This window comes from Oleiagrimonas sp. MCCC 1A03011 (assembly GCF_003267965.1).
Classification (GTDB): Bacteria; Pseudomonadota; Gammaproteobacteria; order Xanthomonadales; family Rhodanobacteraceae; genus Oleiagrimonas; species Oleiagrimonas citrea.
The window spans coordinates 1-15,007 of sequence record NZ_MSPY01000003.1 but is presented as its reverse complement, the minus strand read 5'-3'; the positions used below and the strand labels follow the sequence as shown (position 1 = coordinate 15,007).

General features: G+C 66.2%; 17 protein-coding genes. 9 read left to right on the top strand and 8 right to left on the bottom strand.

The window, feature by feature from the left end:
* Positions 1-121 precede the first annotated feature (121 nt).
* Both BTJ49_RS06555 and BTJ49_RS06550 read left to right on the top strand, forming a co-directional pair.
* Positions 122-424 (top strand): hypothetical protein, encoded by a 303-nt coding sequence (locus BTJ49_RS06555; protein ID WP_113064614.1) that lies wholly within the window; start codon positions 122-124, stop codon positions 422-424.
* Positions 425-1,042: 618 nt separating this feature from the next.
* On the top strand, positions 1,043-1,345 hold the full coding sequence (locus tag BTJ49_RS06550; RefSeq protein ID WP_146742291.1) for a hypothetical protein: 303 nt from the start codon (positions 1,043-1,045) through the stop codon (positions 1,343-1,345).
* Positions 1,346-1,442: 97 nt separating this feature from the next.
* Here BTJ49_RS06550 and gorA read toward each other — a convergent pair whose 3' ends face one another.
* Genes gorA through BTJ49_RS06530 form a run of 4 tightly spaced genes read right to left on the bottom strand, consistent with a single transcriptional unit; the run spans position 1,443 to position 6,342 of the window.
* On the bottom strand, positions 1,443-2,783 hold the full coding sequence (gorA, locus tag BTJ49_RS06545; RefSeq protein WP_113064612.1) for a glutathione-disulfide reductase: 1,341 nt from the start codon (positions 2,781-2,783) through the stop codon (positions 1,443-1,445).
* Positions 2,784-2,806: 23 nt separating this feature from the next.
* Positions 2,807-4,063 carry an FAD-dependent oxidoreductase gene (locus BTJ49_RS06540; protein WP_113064611.1) on the bottom strand — a complete coding sequence of 419 codons (1,257 nt, stop codon included), beginning with the start codon at positions 4,061-4,063 and terminating at the stop codon, positions 2,807-2,809.
* A gap of 48 nt (positions 4,064-4,111) precedes the next feature.
* A complete protein-coding gene (locus tag BTJ49_RS06535; RefSeq protein WP_113064610.1) occupies positions 4,112-5,605 on the bottom strand; it encodes a glycine betaine ABC transporter substrate-binding protein in 1,494 nt (497 codons plus the stop codon).
* A complete protein-coding gene (locus tag BTJ49_RS06530; RefSeq protein ID WP_113065068.1) occupies positions 5,602-6,342 on the bottom strand; it encodes an ATP-binding cassette domain-containing protein in 741 nt (246 codons plus the stop codon). The genes BTJ49_RS06535 and BTJ49_RS06530 overlap by 4 nt, the downstream gene beginning before the upstream one ends.
* 171 nt (positions 6,343-6,513) lie before the next feature.
* Between BTJ49_RS06530 and BTJ49_RS06525 the strand changes: the two genes are divergently transcribed.
* From BTJ49_RS06525 to BTJ49_RS06515, 3 genes are all read left to right on the top strand, one after another.
* Entirely contained in the window at positions 6,514-6,822 is a 309-nt protein-coding gene (locus BTJ49_RS06525; RefSeq protein WP_113064609.1) for a hypothetical protein, read from the top strand.
* An 88-nt stretch (positions 6,823-6,910) separates the two neighbouring features.
* The gene (locus BTJ49_RS06520) at positions 6,911-7,486 is read left to right on the top strand and encodes a C40 family peptidase (protein ID WP_240601758.1); all 576 of its coding nucleotides are present in this window, start codon (positions 6,911-6,913) and stop codon (positions 7,484-7,486) included.
* Positions 7,487-7,595: 109 nt separating this feature from the next.
* On the top strand, positions 7,596-8,258 hold the full coding sequence (locus tag BTJ49_RS06515) for a PepSY domain-containing protein (RefSeq protein WP_168184689.1): 663 nt from the start codon (positions 7,596-7,598) through the stop codon (positions 8,256-8,258).
* Between the two features lie 6 nt (positions 8,259-8,264).
* On the opposite strand, the gene BTJ49_RS06510 is transcribed toward BTJ49_RS06515, so the two are convergent.
* Positions 8,265-9,122: a neutral zinc metallopeptidase gene (locus tag BTJ49_RS06510; protein ID WP_113064607.1), complete on the bottom strand. Its 858-nt coding sequence runs from the start codon at positions 9,120-9,122 to the stop codon at positions 8,265-8,267.
* Positions 9,123-9,320: 198 nt separating this feature from the next.
* Between BTJ49_RS06510 and BTJ49_RS06505 the strand changes: the two genes are divergently transcribed.
* The 4 genes from BTJ49_RS06505 (at position 9,321) to BTJ49_RS06490 (ending at position 12,853) form a co-directional block, all read left to right on the top strand.
* Positions 9,321-11,036, top strand: a complete 1,716-nt coding sequence (locus BTJ49_RS06505) for an APC family permease (protein ID WP_113064606.1) — start codon at positions 9,321-9,323, stop codon at positions 11,034-11,036.
* Between the two features lie 61 nt (positions 11,037-11,097).
* Positions 11,098-11,496: an MAPEG family protein gene (locus BTJ49_RS06500; protein WP_113064605.1), complete on the top strand. Its 399-nt coding sequence runs from the start codon at positions 11,098-11,100 to the stop codon at positions 11,494-11,496.
* A gap of 43 nt (positions 11,497-11,539) precedes the next feature.
* Positions 11,540-12,334 (top strand): CPBP family intramembrane glutamic endopeptidase, encoded by a 795-nt coding sequence (locus BTJ49_RS06495; RefSeq protein WP_113064604.1) that lies wholly within the window; start codon positions 11,540-11,542, stop codon positions 12,332-12,334.
* A 72-nt stretch (positions 12,335-12,406) separates the two neighbouring features.
* Positions 12,407-12,853: a hypothetical protein gene (locus BTJ49_RS06490; protein ID WP_113064603.1), complete on the top strand. Its 447-nt coding sequence runs from the start codon at positions 12,407-12,409 to the stop codon at positions 12,851-12,853.
* A gap of 4 nt (positions 12,854-12,857) precedes the next feature.
* On the opposite strand, the gene BTJ49_RS06485 is transcribed toward BTJ49_RS06490, so the two are convergent.
* The 3 genes from BTJ49_RS06485 to BTJ49_RS06475 are packed head-to-tail and all read right to left on the bottom strand — an operon-like array spanning position 12,858 to position 14,801.
* On the bottom strand, positions 12,858-13,457 hold the full coding sequence (locus BTJ49_RS06485) for a class I SAM-dependent methyltransferase (protein WP_113064602.1): 600 nt from the start codon (positions 13,455-13,457) through the stop codon (positions 12,858-12,860).
* A 58-nt stretch (positions 13,458-13,515) separates the two neighbouring features.
* Positions 13,516-14,439 (bottom strand): sensor domain-containing protein, encoded by a 924-nt coding sequence (locus BTJ49_RS06480; RefSeq protein ID WP_113064601.1) that lies wholly within the window; start codon positions 14,437-14,439, stop codon positions 13,516-13,518.
* Positions 14,439-14,801 (bottom strand): PadR family transcriptional regulator, encoded by a 363-nt coding sequence (locus BTJ49_RS06475; RefSeq protein WP_113064600.1) that lies wholly within the window; start codon positions 14,799-14,801, stop codon positions 14,439-14,441. The genes BTJ49_RS06480 and BTJ49_RS06475 overlap by 1 nt, the downstream gene beginning before the upstream one ends.
* Positions 14,802-15,007 lie beyond the last annotated feature (206 nt).

Sequence of the window (15,007 nt, the reverse complement as noted above, 5' to 3'; positions counted from 1 at the left end):
ACCTTCCGGACTGCGAGTCGCCAGTAGTACAAAACGTGTCCTGCATCACATCTCACCGATCACATCGCATGATGTGCTGGGAATGCTCCAGTGAAGGAGCGGCAACCAAGGAGAAGACGTCATGAAACGGAATGTATTTCTTTCTCTCGCCACCATCGTACTGATCGGATCGCTGTCGATGGCTGCCAAGCAGGCCGTCGCGGCCCTGCCCTGCTCGACGTGCCAGGATATCTACGATTCCTGCATCGCCGCCGGCAACACGCCGACCTACTGCGAACAGACACAACCGGCCGGCTGTTACGGCTGCGGCGTGTTCTTCAACAACACTACGCAGAAGATGCAAAAGCCAGACGAAGCATCACGTAAGTCCGCGCTGCTCGGACTCGTCGGCAAGGAATTCCTGCAAGTTGGGAAGATGATCTGATCCGAGCTACCGCCTGAAGACCTTCGCTCAAGGCAGTCTAACGGCTGCCTTGCGTTTTCTTTGCGAACACCGAGCGTGTGCTTTGAATAGGCGCGCACGGCTCCATCAAGCAGATCCCATTCTTCCGCTGAAATCGGATGAGCCGCCATCGAGACGCCCGACTCCGCCTTGTGCACGACCTTCTTCGTCGCCACGAAGCGCCGCTCTATCTCGTGGCCGCTGAAAGCGACCGGCTGCATGTCAACCACGCGTTTCTGGTTGCACTCGCTTCTCCAGCGCCGTGCAGTGGAGAGGCGATCATGCAAACACTTTCGCCGTGGAGCATGATCAGTGCACGCGTCGCATAGCCGCACCCTCGCGCCGGCCGTTCCGCGCAGTCGAACGGAGGACGCGCCAACACCTCGCACGAAATGGTACGGTAGTCGGAACACGTTCCGGATCGCCGTCTGTCGGCGACCGGCGTCCACGCCGCGCGTCGGGTGAAGTCGCCGAACGCGTACATGCCGAAAACGGGACATCCACGCTCGAAATGTAATCCGTACCACCCATGCACGAACCGCATCGCGTGATTCCCTGAACGCGCTCCAGTAAAGGAGCGGCCAGCTTGGAGAAGAAGTCATGAAACGGAATGTATTTCTAGCTCTCGCCGCCATCGTGCTGATCGGTTCGCTGTCGATGATCGCGAGACATGCCGCCGCGGCACGCTCCTGCTCGACATGCCCGGGCACCTACGACGCCTGCATGACTGCCGGCAACACATCTGCGTACTGCGAACAGAATCAGCCGGCCAGCTGCTACGGCTGCGCCGAATCCCTCGACAACACCACGCAGAAGACGCAGAAGCCGGACTCGGCGATCAAACGCTCCGCACGGCTCGGTCTCATCAGCAAGGAATTCCTTCCGTCCGGAAAGGTCGCGTGAATCGAGTCGCTGCCGGGCGACTCTCGGCGCAAGACCGATGAACGATGACCTTTCGTTTTCTCCAAGCGCGTCCGGTCGCGACGCGCGGGCGTGAGACTCAACCGAGCAGAACCAGCTCTTCGGCCGACGTCGGATGAATCGCCACCGTGGCGTCCAGGTCGGCTTTCCGCGCGCCCATCTTCACGGCCACCGCGAACCCTTGCAGCATCTCGTCGCTACCGGGGCCGAAAAGATGCACGCCGACCACGCGTTCCTCTTCGCCGACGCACACCAGCTTCATCAGGCTTCGCTGCGGGTGATCGGACAACGCGGACACCATCGGCGTGAAACGCGACCGATACACGCGCACCGCATCGCCGTACCGTGACCGAGCCTGCTGCTCGGTGTCGCCGACTGCCCCCAGCGGGGGATGCGCGAACACCACGCTGGGAATGTTGCGGTAATCGAGATGCGCCTCCGGGTCCGCGCCGAACAGGCGATCCGAAAGCCGACGACCCGCGGCGACAGCAACCGGCGTCAACGCCATGCGGCCGGTGACATCGCCGACCGCATACACTCCCGGGACACTCGTGTTCTGCTGCTCGTCGGTGCGGATGTGTCCTTCCGCGTCCAGCGCCAGCGGCACGGTACCCAGGCCGATGTCGTCACTGTTGGGGACGCGGCCCAGCGCCCACAGCACCTGTTCGTACGGCGCCGCCTCACCCGATTCGATCTGGTCGAGATGCAACGCGCCACCTTCGCGACGCACATCGGGGATACCTGCATGCAGATGCACCCCGATACCCTGCGCGCGCATGGAGTCGGCCAGGGCATCGCTCAATTCGTGATCGAAATGGCTGAGCAGAACCGATCGCGCATACAGATCCACGTGGGCTCCCAGCGCATGCAGCACACCGGCCAGTTCACAACCGACGTATCCCCCGCCAATCACCGCCACGCTGTGCGGGCATTCACGCAGCGCGAAGAAATCGTCGGACACCATGCCCGATGCGAAACCCGGCGTGGCCAGCCGGCGCGGCCGACCACCGGTGGCGATCAGCACATGGGGCGCGCACAGCGTTTCGCCCTGCGCATCCACCCGGTCCGCGGCACGCAGATGCCCCCGGGTCGCGATGAGTTCGATGCCGGCCTCGCGGATACGATCCCGGTACACGGCGTGGATCCGTTCGATGTAAGCCTGTCGACGCGCGACGAAGTGACCCCAGTCGAGTGCGCCGGGCGCGATGTCGAAACCGAACTCGCGAGCACGCTGCACATCCTCGGCCGCCTGAGCGGCGTACCACATGGCTTTCTTCGGCACGCAGCCGAGGTTCACGCATGTGCCGCCGAGCGAGCCCGGCTCCAGCAGCGCGACCCGCGCGCCGTGTCGAGCGGCGCGAAAGGCGGATGCCAGTCCGCCCGAACCGGCGCCGAGCACGATGTAGTCGAAGGTGCGCATGCTCGTTCCTGCGTCGCCCCCGCTCAAAGCCGGAACCGCGCCGGTCGGAAGGCGCGGATGTCGATGTCCGGCGCGACGCCGCGGCACAGCGCCGTGACGATCTCCGCCGTCCCCGCCGCCATGCTCATGCCGAGCATGCCGTGCGCAGTGGCGAAGATCAGATTCGACCAGCGCCGGCTCTCGCCGATGATCGGCAGCTGATCGACACTCATCGGCCGCCACCCCCACCACATTTCCTGCAGCACCGGACCGGAGGTCTCGTGCAGATACGCGTCGGCCGCGCGGCGGATCGCCTTGATCCGCGACTCGTTCAGCTGGGTATCGTAGCCACTGAATTCCATGGTTCCGCCAAGCCGGAATCCGGACGACCATGCAACTGCGCACACCCCCTTCTCGCTCAGCATCAACGGCCGCGAGGGCGCGCGCGACGGGCGACTCCAGGTCAGCGAATAGCCCTTCCCCGGCTGCATCGGCAGGCGCATGCCGAACATGCGGCCGACCTGCGGCGACCATGCGCCGAGCGCCATGACCATGCGCTCACCGGCATATACCCCTCGATGCGTGCGAACGGCCTCGACCTGGCGACCGTTCGCGTGCACGCGCTCGATGCGTGCGCTTTCCTCAATCACGCCGCCCAGCTCGCGCACCCGCCGCGCCAGTTCGGCAACGAACGCCTCCGGGCGCAGATGTGCATCGTCGGGATGGAAGTACGCACCGGCCATGCCGGGCTTCAGAGCAGGCTCCATGGCCTGGAGTTCGTCGTCGTCGCAGGCTCTCGCCTCGATACCGAGACGCTCCAGCCATTGCGCGTGACCGCTTGCTGCGCGAAACGCCTGCGCATCGCGATAGACGTACAGCGTCCCGCGTGCGCTGAATTCGCAGGCCAGCGACATCTCATCGATCCACGACTGCGTCAGCTCCATCGAGCTGCGCAGCAACGTGGCGCGAGCCGCGGCCGCCTCCTCTGCGCGTGCACGGCGCCCCTGCCGCGCCAGACGCGCCAGCCACAGGAAGCGCGCCAGTTCCGGACGCGGATGGATATGCAACGGCGCATCACGCTGCGCCATCTGCGCGAAAGCGCGGCGCAAAGCCCCTGGGGTTAGAAGCGGGATTGCATGGCTGGGCGTGAGCGTGCCGCAGTTGCCGTGCGAAGCACCGCCGCCGACCGTGCCCTGCTCGACGATGCGCACTGTCGCACCGGCCTGCAACAGGCGCAGCGCACAGGCCAGGCCGATCACGCCACCCCCGAGGACCAGGACATCACTACGCTGCGCTGCCATGGCTTCATTCTAACCATGCTTGACGACCGGTACGCGCTGGCCGAATGGCTAGCCCGGCACGACCCGGCGAAGACCGCGCGGCGTCAGCCCGCGTTCCAGGCCTTCGAACAGTCCCTGCACCAGCAAGGCCAGCACCGCCGCCGGCACCGCGCCCTGCAGAATCAGACCAAGATCGTCGAGACGGATGCCAGTGAGGATCGGCTGCCCGTAGCCGCCCGCGCCGATCAGCGCACCCAGCGTCGCGGTGCCGACATTGATGACCGCGGCGATCTTGACGCCGGCCAGGATCGAACGCAGCGCCAGCGGCAGCTCGATCCGCAGCAGACGCACCCGCGCGGGCAACCCCATCACCGCTGCCGATTCCAGCAGCGACGGTTCGATACCGACCAGGCCGGCATGCGTATTGCGGACGATCGGCAGCAGGCTGTACAGGAACAGCGCCGCGATCGCCGGCCCGGCACCGATGCCGAACAGCGGGATCATGAAGACGAACATGGCCAGCGATGGAACTGTCTGCAGCACGCCAGTCAAGGCCATCACCGCGTGTCCCAGCCGGCGCCAGCGCGCGGCCAGCACACCCAGCGGCACCGCCAGAAGCAGGGCCAGTCCCAGCGAGATGCCGACCAGAACCAGATGCTCGCGGGTCCGCTGGAAGATCCGCGCCGCGACACCCTGCGAAACCACCGGTGCTTCGAGATCGAGAAACGCGGCAGCCGTCTGCGTCTCGCTGCGCCCATGCAGTTTCACGGCGGCATTCATGCGCTGCATCGCCTGCACGTCAATGCAGCCTGCCAGTTGCCGCAGCACCTCGATCGCACCGGGCGCTCGCCGGGCCAGATCGAGGCGGTACAGAAACACCGCCTGATAGGGCGGAAAGTAGTGACGATCATCGCGTAGCACGCGCAGGTGGTAATAAGGAATCTCGGCGTCCGTCGTATAGACGTCCGTGAGATCGATCGCGCCGCGGGTCAATGCACGATAGGCAAGATCATGGTCCATGCCGCGCACCTGCGTCTGCGGCAGACCGTAGGCACGACGCAACCCTTTCCAGCCGTCGTCGCGATCCATGAATTCGTTGGAGAATCCGAACTGCAGCCGCGGATGCGCGCGCAGATCGGAAATCGTGGCGATGCCCAGCGCGGAAGCCCGAGCGGACGACATGCCGAGCGCGTAGCGATCCTGGAACCCCAGCGAATCGGTGATGCCGATGCCCAGTCCGCGCAGACGCTTGCGCAGCGCAGGGATGCCGGCGTTGGCGGGCATCCCCGGCAGCAACTCCTGCACCAGCGTGCCGGTGTATTCGGGATAGGCGTCGATGTCGCCTTCGCGCAGCGCACGCCAGAGGATGCGCGTACCGCCCAGGCCGCGGCGATGCCGTGCCGATAGACCGTGCTCGCGCAGCGACAGACGCGCCACCTCGCCCAGCACCACTGATTCGGTGAATGCCTTGGAGCCGATGCGAACCGGCTGTGGATTCGCCGCCCGTGCCAGACCGACGGCCAGCAGCGCCAGCCCCATCGCCGCGATGAACCGGCGCATCATGCCGAAGCCTCGGGAAGACGCCGGGCACTGTCGAGAAAGCGCCGCACGTACGCGCTCGCCGGATCGCGCTGCAGGTCGGCCAACGTTCCGTCCTGCACGATGCGTCCGTCATGCATCAGCACCAGACGCGAGGCCAGCCACGCCGCCTCGGCCACATCATGCGTGACCAGAATCACGGTCTTGTCGAGCGTCTCGAAAATCGTCCGCAACTGCGACTGCAGCTCGTGCCGCACGATGGGGTCGAGCGCACCCAGCGGTTCGTCCAGAAGCAGCGCCGGCGGGTCTGTCATCAACGCACGCATCAACGCCACGCGCTGGCGCTGTCCGCCGGAAAGCTCAGCGGGATAGCGCTGCATCGCGGACACTGGCAGACGCACCAACTCCGCCAGCTCGGCGCACCGCCCCGCGATGCGCGTCTGCGTCCAGCCCAGGTAACGCGGCTGCAGCGCCAGATTGCCTTGCGCGGTGAGATGCGGGAACAGGCCGCCTTCCTGAATGACGTAGCCCAGACGCAGTCGAGCCGACTGCAACGACGCCGAAGTCAGGGGCTTGCCATCGACCCTCACCTCGCCACGATCGGGTCGCACCAAACCGGTCAGAAGACGCAGTACGGTGGACTTGCCGCTACCGCTGCTGCCGATCAAGGCACAGACCCGACCGCGAGCGAAACGCAGCGACAGATCCTCCAGCGCCACGACGCCGGGATAGCTCTTCTGGACCCGATCCAGCTCGAACATCGGCGTCGAAGACGCCTGCGTGCCGGCTTGCCCCTGTTCGGTCGGTGTCGCCTCCATGTCCGGCATGATACCCGGCCATCATCACCGTGCATGCCGGCTTTTTGCCGATATTGCGCCACCACTTGGCATTGTTCCTGCATGACTCCACGCGTTCCCCTCGGAGTTTTCGCCATGCACATGTCCACCCCGGAAATCCTGCTTGCTCTGCGCGCTCCCGACAGCGGCTGGCTGGGCGTTCTGGCCACGGTGCTCGACGAAGCCAACCAGGACCCCCGTTTCGACGCTAGCCAGCGCGAGATCCTGTGCCAGTTGCTGGACCAGGCGCGCATGCCGCGCGAGATCGGCGACGCCGCGCGCCATCGCGCCGCCGTGTTCGAGACCGAAATCATCCGCGACTGCCAGGCCGCCAAGGAATCCGCCGCGCGCACGAGTGCCCCGGAGCGTCCCAAACTGACGCTGGTTGGCAAGATGGCGAGCTGAAACGGCCCCACTCTTGCGCAAGACTTTAAGTCTTTGACGCAAGCCCTTGATTTGATACCCTCGAAGCACACCGCTTCGGGGGTTTTTCATGCCCACACGTTCCGCCCCGGTCCTGATCGTGCCCGCATCGCCGCGCAACCGCCTTTCCATGTACGTCGCGCGCGCAGCGGGCGTCGGTGCGCTGATGCTGCTCGCCGCCTGCGCCAGCGCGCCGCATCGCACGCCTGCCGTCCACGCAACTGCGCCGGTCGCGACCGGCATTCCGGAGCAACCACCCGAACGGCAGGCCGAGGACGTGCTGTTCCATGCCATCGGTCTGGTCGGCACACCCTACCGTTGGGGCGGCAACACGCCGGACAGCGGATTCGACTGCAGCGGGCTGGTCGATTACGTGTTCCGCACATCGGCCGGACTGAAACTGCCGCGCACCTCGCGCGAGATGTCGCGGATGTCTGCGCCCAAGATCAAGCGCACGAACCGACTGGCCACGGGCGACCTGCTGTTTTTCCGCACCAGCATGCATCGCATCAGCCATGTGGCGATCTATGTCGGCAAGGGTCGCTTCGTGCACGCGCCGAACAGCGGCGGCACGGTGCGTCTGGACAACCTGGACAACCCGTACTGGAGCCGCCACTTCGCCTTCGCGCGCCGCGTGCTCGACTGATTCACGATCCTGCGGCACATCACGCTTGCGCCGCGACGACCGCGCGCCCACCATGGGACACGTCCCGATCATGCACGCATGATTGCCGCACGCCATGGAGGATCCACGCATGACACGCATGTCCCGCTCCGCCATCTGGTCCGTCCTGCTCGGCACCGCCATGGTCACGCCCGGCTGCGCGGCGCCGTCCGAACACGTCGCGCTGACGGCGCTGGGCCCGCTCGACGATCACCAACTGGCCCAGCATCTCGGACTCGGCGCGGATGGCGGTCTGGTCGCCCAGAGCGCACCGCTCGCATCCGCGCAGGGCACCACGATGCAGCGCATGCAACAGACCTACTACGGCATTCCCGTGCGCGACCGCGGCGTAGTGGTCGAACGCGACGCCGAGGGCCGCATCGTCAGCGTGCGCGGGGACCTGGAGCGACACCTGTCCGAACGCCTCGCGAATCCCGAGGCGAAGATCACTCCGCAGCAGGCCATCGAATCGCTGCGTCGGCACCAGGACCTCGACGCCGGTGCGGAGCTGCAGAACGTTCGGCAGCAGCTGATCATCGATCCGCGCGGCGAAACGCCCAGACTGGTGTACGAGGTGTCTTTCTTCGTCACCACGGACGATCATCCGCAGCGCCCCACGGGAACCGTCGACGCAAGCAGCGGCGAGGTGCTGCAGGCCTGGGACGGTCTGACCACCGGAGACAGCGCGGAAGGTTCGCGACGCAGCGGCGGCTTCGTCGGTCCGCGCCCGTCATCCAGCGATGGCGTGAACTGATTCCGTCTACAGCATCGTTGCGGCGAAGGTGTTGCAGCGCGCGATGTCGCCCGCAGCAAAGCCGGTCCGGAACCAGCGCACGCGCTGCGCGGAGGTTCCATGAGTGAAGGAGTCGGGCACCACGCGTCCGCGCGCGCGCCGCTGCAACGTGTCGTCGCCGATATGGCTGGCCGCGTCCAGCGCGGCTTCAATGTCGCCCGGCTGCAGCCACTGCAGCTGCCGCTGTGCACGATTCGCCCAGACGCCAGCGAAGCAATCGGCCTGCAACTCCTGCCGCACCGACAACCCTTCCGCGCCCTGCATCGCCGCACCGCGCGCCCGCGCCTGGTCTACCTTGCGCATGACGCCGAGCAGGTTCTGCACGTGATGCCCGACCTCGTGCGCGATGACGTAGGCGCGGGCGAAGTCCGCGGTGGAAGCGTTGAGTTGCGAACCCATCTGATCGAAGAAGCCCACGTCCAGGTACACCTGACGATCCCCGGGACAGTAGAACGGCCCGACCGCGGACGATGCGGCACCGCACGCCGTCCGCACGCTGCCACGGAACAGCACCAGACGCGGCGGTTGATAACGCCCGCCCAGGCCCTGGAAGACGCCGCTCCAGACATCCTCGGTGCTGCCCAGCACGCGCTGCACGAATTCGGTCTGCGTGTCGTCGGCCGGCGCGCTCGTCTGCGGCGCATCGGCGCCGCTCTGCGACGTGCCGCCATCGCCGAGCAGGGCGGTCGGATCCTTGAAGAAGATCCAGCCCAGAATCAGCATGACGATCAGTCCGCCGATGCTCATCGGCCGCCCTCGAAGCCCGCGTCCGCCCCCAGTGGAGCGCACCACGTTGTCGCTGCGTCGACCCTTGCGCCAGAGCATGCCGCCACCCCACTACGCCGGATTGTCTGCGCACCGTAGCTCGATTGCCTGTGGCATGCCAGCGTGCGGGCTTCGCTTGTACGCGCCGGACATCCGGTCCATAGTCGGAGGCTGTTGTGTCCCGCGCCCGACGGTCGCGCACGACACGGCTGCGAAGGCCGCGGACACTCCTTGCCTGATCTCGACGGGAGGAGACGCATGAACGACGCGACCACCACGGTGGACCCCAACGCGACCGACGACCACCGCCTGCGGCGCGACATCGGTATCATCGGCCTGCTGTTCACCGCCGTGGGTTCGATCATCGGTTCCGGCTGGCTGTTCGGTGCGCTGAGCGCAGCGCAGATCGCCGGCCCAGCCTCGATCCTGGCCTGGGGCATCGGCGGCGTGATGATCATCCTGATCGGCCTGTGCTACGCCGAACTGGGCACGATGTTTCCGGTCTCCGGCGGCGTGGTGCGCTTTCCGCACTTCGCCTTCGGCTCCTTCGCCAGCTATACGCTGGGCTGGATCACCTGGCTGGCGGTCGCCTCGACCACGTCCATCGAAGTCCTGGCCGCGCTGCAGTACTCGACCAACTACCTGCCCTGGCTGCAGCACCTGCAGGACGGCGTGCCGGTGCTGACCGGCGCGGGCTTCGCAGTCGCGGTCGCGATGCTGGCGCTGTTCAGTCTGATCAACGTGGTCGGCATCCGCTGGTTCGCGCGTCTCAACAACGCCATGGTGTGGTGGAAGCTCGTCATCATCGTAGTGGTGATCGTCGCCTTCCTAATGACCTCGTTCGACGGCGCCAACTTCGCCGGCGGCGCGCAGGACCACAGCGACGCCGGCGGCTTCATGCCGTTCGGCTGGAGCGGCGTGTTCGCCTCCATCGCCACCGCCGGCATCGTGTTCTCGTACCTCGGCTTCCGCCAGGGCGTGGAACTGGCTGGCGAAACGCACAATCCGCAGCGCAATGTGCCCATCGCCATCATCGGCTCGGTGCTGATCACCGGCGTCATCTACGTCGCGCTGCAGATCGCCTTCATCGGCGCGCTGCCGCCGGGCGCGCTGGCCAACGGCTGGGCGCACATCGGTACCAGCTTCAGCGGCGGCCTGGACCACATCGCCGCGACCTACGGTCCGCTGGCGGCGATGGCCACGGTCATGGGCCTGACCTGGCTGGCCGTGCTGCTGTACATCGACGCCTTCATCTCCCCCGCCGACACCGGACTGATCTACACCACCGTGACCGCGCGCATCTCCTACGCCATGGGCCGCAACGGCAACGCGCCGGCGGCACTGGCCAAGGTCAGCCAGCGCGGTGTGCCGTGGGTGAGCGTGATCGTCACCTTCGTCGCCGGCATGATCTTCCTGCTGCCCTTCCCCGGCTGGCAGAAACTGGTCGGCTTCGTCACCTCGGCCACGGTGCTGTCGTTCGGCTCCGGCCCGTTGGCACTGGTCGCCATGCGTCGCCAGCTGCCGGCACAGCGACGGCCGTTCCGCCTCCCCGCCGTGCACATCCTGGCCTTTCTCGGCTTCCTGTCGTCCAACCTGATCGTCTACTGGTCGGGCTGGGACATCGTGTGGAAATTGATGATCGCGGTGCTGATCGGCTACGTCGTGCTGCTGCTGCACGAATGGCGCAGTCGCGGCAACACGCCGCGCCTGGAACTGGCGTCCGGCGCCTGGGTGCCGGTGTGGCTGGCCGGACTGGCACTGATCAGCTGGCTCGGGGAATACCCGGCGCTGAACAAGCATGCGGGCAATCTCGGACTCATCGGCTTCGGCTGGGCCATCCTGGTGGTGGCGGTGTTCTCGCTGCTCATCATGGGGATCGCGACGTCGATGCGTCTGCCCACCGAACGCGTCGAGGAACACCTGCGCGAACCGGTGCCCGAGAAAACCGAACAACTCGGCGAGCCGAGTCCCTGAGCTCCCATTCACCGTGTAGGATGCGGGGTCATCCTGCTCACGTCATCGAACAAGGACTGCCATGCTCACGCTGCTTCCCGAACTGGTCACCGCGCTCACCGTATTCCTGCTGCTGTTCACTGCATTCAAGGTCGGTCAGGCGCGCGGCAAGCACGGGGTCAAGGCGCCGGCCATCAGCGGCCATCCCGACTTCGAGCGGGCCTGGCGCGTGCAGATGAACACGCTGGAGGCCAGCGTGATGTTCCTGCCTTCGCTGTGGCTGGCCGCTCACTACGGCAATCCGGGCATCGCCGGCATCCTCGGCCTGATCTGGTGGGTGGCGCGAAGCTGGTATGCCGCGGCCTATCTTCGTGACGCCGTGCGACGCCACGCGCCCTTCACCATCGGATTGCTGGTGACGGTCGTGCTGGCGGCCTGGGGATTGATCGCGGTGCTGCGCGCCATGTGGGTGCTGTCCTGACCCCGTTTCCGGGCACGACACACCCCGTCACGGAGCACCCGACATGGAAGATCACTCGATCGAACTGCCCGCGGTGGAGTCACCGCCGACCCCACCCGCACCGCGAGCGCCCCGCCTGCGCATGGCGCTGGGCGCCATCGCGCTCTACTTCCTGATCCAGGCCGGCGTCGGCTTCGTGGTCGGCATGGTCTTCATGATCGTGCAGATCGCCACGACCGGCGTGCACGATCCGAAAATCGCCCTGCACGACCCGAACGTGCGCACGATGCTGCTGCTGATCATTCTGCCGCTGTCGTGTCTGCTCTCGGTGTTCGTGTTCCGCAAGGGCTACCGCAGCTCCTGGCGCATACCCGGTGCCGGCGGTCTCGCCGTGCGGCCGATCCCGGCGGCGCAATTCAGCATGCAGGTGCTGCTCGGACTCGGCACGGCCATCGTCGGTGGCATGCTGACCTACCTGCTGTCGCGCGGTCACCCGGTCGGCCAGGACATCAGCCAACTGATGCAGCAGACCTCGCTGCCCATGAAGGTCGGCCTGGGGCTGATCGTGGTCAGCGTGGTGCCGCTGGCGGAGGAAATCCTGTTCCGCGGCATCCTGCTGCCGGCCCTGATGCGGCACATGCCGGTCGCGCTGGCGGTGGGCATCGACGCCAGCCTGTTCGCCGCCATCCACCTGCCCGACCTCGGCTGGAAGCCACAAGGGCTGCTGGCGCTGGGTCTGGTCGGCCTGGTGTGCTGCTGGCGCCGGCTGAAGACCGGATCGGTCTACAGCGCCGTGGCCGTGCACGCGGGCAACAATCTGCTGGCCATGGTCATGCTGATCGCCGCCGGCCACCACTGAGACGACGCCAGCGTGGGTTCAGCATGAGCGCCTAGACTGGAACGGTGCGAAACCACTGGTGGGGTACGCGCCATGAAACAGCACTGGGATTTCTTCAAGGACAGCGACTCGTCGTTCGGCCTGTTCTACCCGCTTCACTACACCATGGCCGCATTCGAGGTCGACACGCACGCCGAGCGGGCGCGACAGCGTTTTCTCGAGGACGGCTTCGCCGAAGACGACGTCGCCACGGCCTCCGGCCCCTTCGTCGCGGACCGACTCGAATCCATGGACGACGCCAATTGGTTCGACCGCCTCCGCGCGCAACTGGCCGACCTCGTCGGCACCGAGACCGGCTACCTGCAGGACGACCGCAAACTGGCACAGCGCGGCGGCGCTTTCCTGTTCGTCTACACGCCGGACCAGGACCGCATCGACCGTGCACATGCGCTGATCGAACGGCTGCATCCGATCTACGCGCGGCGCTATCACTACGCCGGCATCGAAAATATCCGCTACCCGGCACAGTCCAAACTGTAGGCGTCTACAGTCGTTCCAGCGCCGTGGCGGTGCCGGCCAACTCCGGCCCCAGATAGCCATGCGAACCGCATGGCGTCAGTCCGGCCTCGGCAAAGGCGCGGCGATACCAGGCCGCGCTGCGGGCGACGAAGTTCTCCTGGTCACCTTCGATGGCGTCGCCCTTGGCGTACACCTCGATGAACGCCATGCCGCGCAGCAACTCGGCGAAACCGGACAGGCCGCGACGCACTTCGGCCGCCGGCATGTAATGCAGCACATCGGCACAGACGATCAGGTCGAACGGTTCCTCGAAGCGCAGCTCGGCCAACTGACCGAAACTCGCCAGACCTATGCGGCGGCTGCGCCCGTAGCGCTGCACCGCGTAGGGACTGGGGTCGAGACCGCGATAATCGATGCCGGGGCGCATGCGACGCAGCACGGCGCGCCACGGACCCTCGCCGCAGCCGACATCGAGCACGTTGCGCACGGGACGACCGAGATAGAACTCCGCCTGCGCCAGCGCCAGCGCGACCTTGCGCTTGAGCACCGCGGGCGGCACGCCTGCGTGTCGCGGATCGCGGTACCACTTGTCGAAATAGGCGCGGTCGTACTGCTTGCCGGTCATGGCGCGTCCCGTGGGTTCGGAAACGCGCCAGTGTACCGGCAAGCGCCAATCCGCGCGCTCAGGCGTCCGATTCGCGGCAGCGCACCAGCAGATGCTTGGCCAGGTGGCCATGCAGATGGCCGATGCCGCGCGCCAGGTGCATCACCGTAAACAGCAGCAGGATGCCGATCACGCTGATCACCGGGACCATCCACACGTGCCATGCGTGCGGCGGCCACGCATGACCGTCGACGTAGATGCTGCCGATCTCCGCATGCGGCACGAACAAGGCGATCCACGGCGCCACTGCCAGCGACACCGACAGGCAGATGCCGGTCACCACGATGACGAAGTAGGCCACACCCAGCGGCAGCATCAGCAGCATGTACAGCAACGCGGACCAAGTCCGCGGATCGGTGAACATCGCGCCGATGCGCTTGAGCCACGGCAGACTGCGATCCGCATAGGCCGGACGCCTCGGCATGCGTACGCCGAGCATGGTCTCGACGATGCGTCCCTCCACCAGCGACAGCGCGCGCACCGTGCCGATGAACAGCACCAGGAACGGAATGCCGATGATCAGGATGGAGAAGCCGATGGACATGCCTGCGCCGGCCATGACCCAGGTGAAGTAGAAGATGCCGGTCGCCATCGCCAGCACCATGTAGAACAGCGCGCCGTAGGTATGCGGATCGGCGGCGACACCGAAGAAGCGGCCGATCAGGCTGCGACGCGGCGGCGTCCGGGGCGTGCGCAGGGCGCGCTGCACAGTGACCTCCTGATCGCGGTAGATCTCCGCCACCTCTTCGGGTGCGCCGTAGCTGCCGACCACTTCGGCCAGCATCGCCACTTCGTCGCCGTCGCCGCGTTCGGCCAGTTCGGCGCGCAGATGCTCCTCGGCGTCGTACAGCGCGTCCTGGATCATCGCGGGATCGGCGCCGCGCAGTGCGGCGCGCAACTGCTTCAGATATTCGGCGATGGTGCGTGGCACAGGGGCATTCATCAGGAAGTTCCTCCAAGAACGGCATCGACCGAATCGCGAGTGTCGCGCCAGGTGGCGGTCCACGCGGCGAGCACCGCTCGCCCGGTCTCCGTGATGCGGTAGTAACGACGCGGCGGTCCGCTGACCGAGGGCTCGATGCGGCTCTGCAGCAGCCCCGCGGCATCCAGATTCCGCAACACTGGATACAGCGTGCTCTGCTTGCCGCCCAGCACGCCACCGCTGTCCTCCAGGCGCTTGGCGATCTGATAGCCGTACATCGGCTCCCCCGCCTGCGCCAGCACGGCCAGCAGCACCAGCGAGACGGTGCCGGAAGCCAGCTCCTTCTCGAACTTCTTCTGCACGTGCGCGCTGGCGTCGGTCATGGTGCGGATTTCTCTATAAACACAATTTCAGTATAGGTTGAAGTTGTGAATAGTCTATCGGCCGGAAGTCATGGGTTTCTCACCCTGTCGTGTGGGCATGACACCAATGTTTGTGCGCGTTGTACAAACAATGGTGTCACCATTTCGCCGCCGCCTGTCAATAGAACCATAAGCGCCCGTCGCCCCGCTGCCGGGGAGATCGGTGC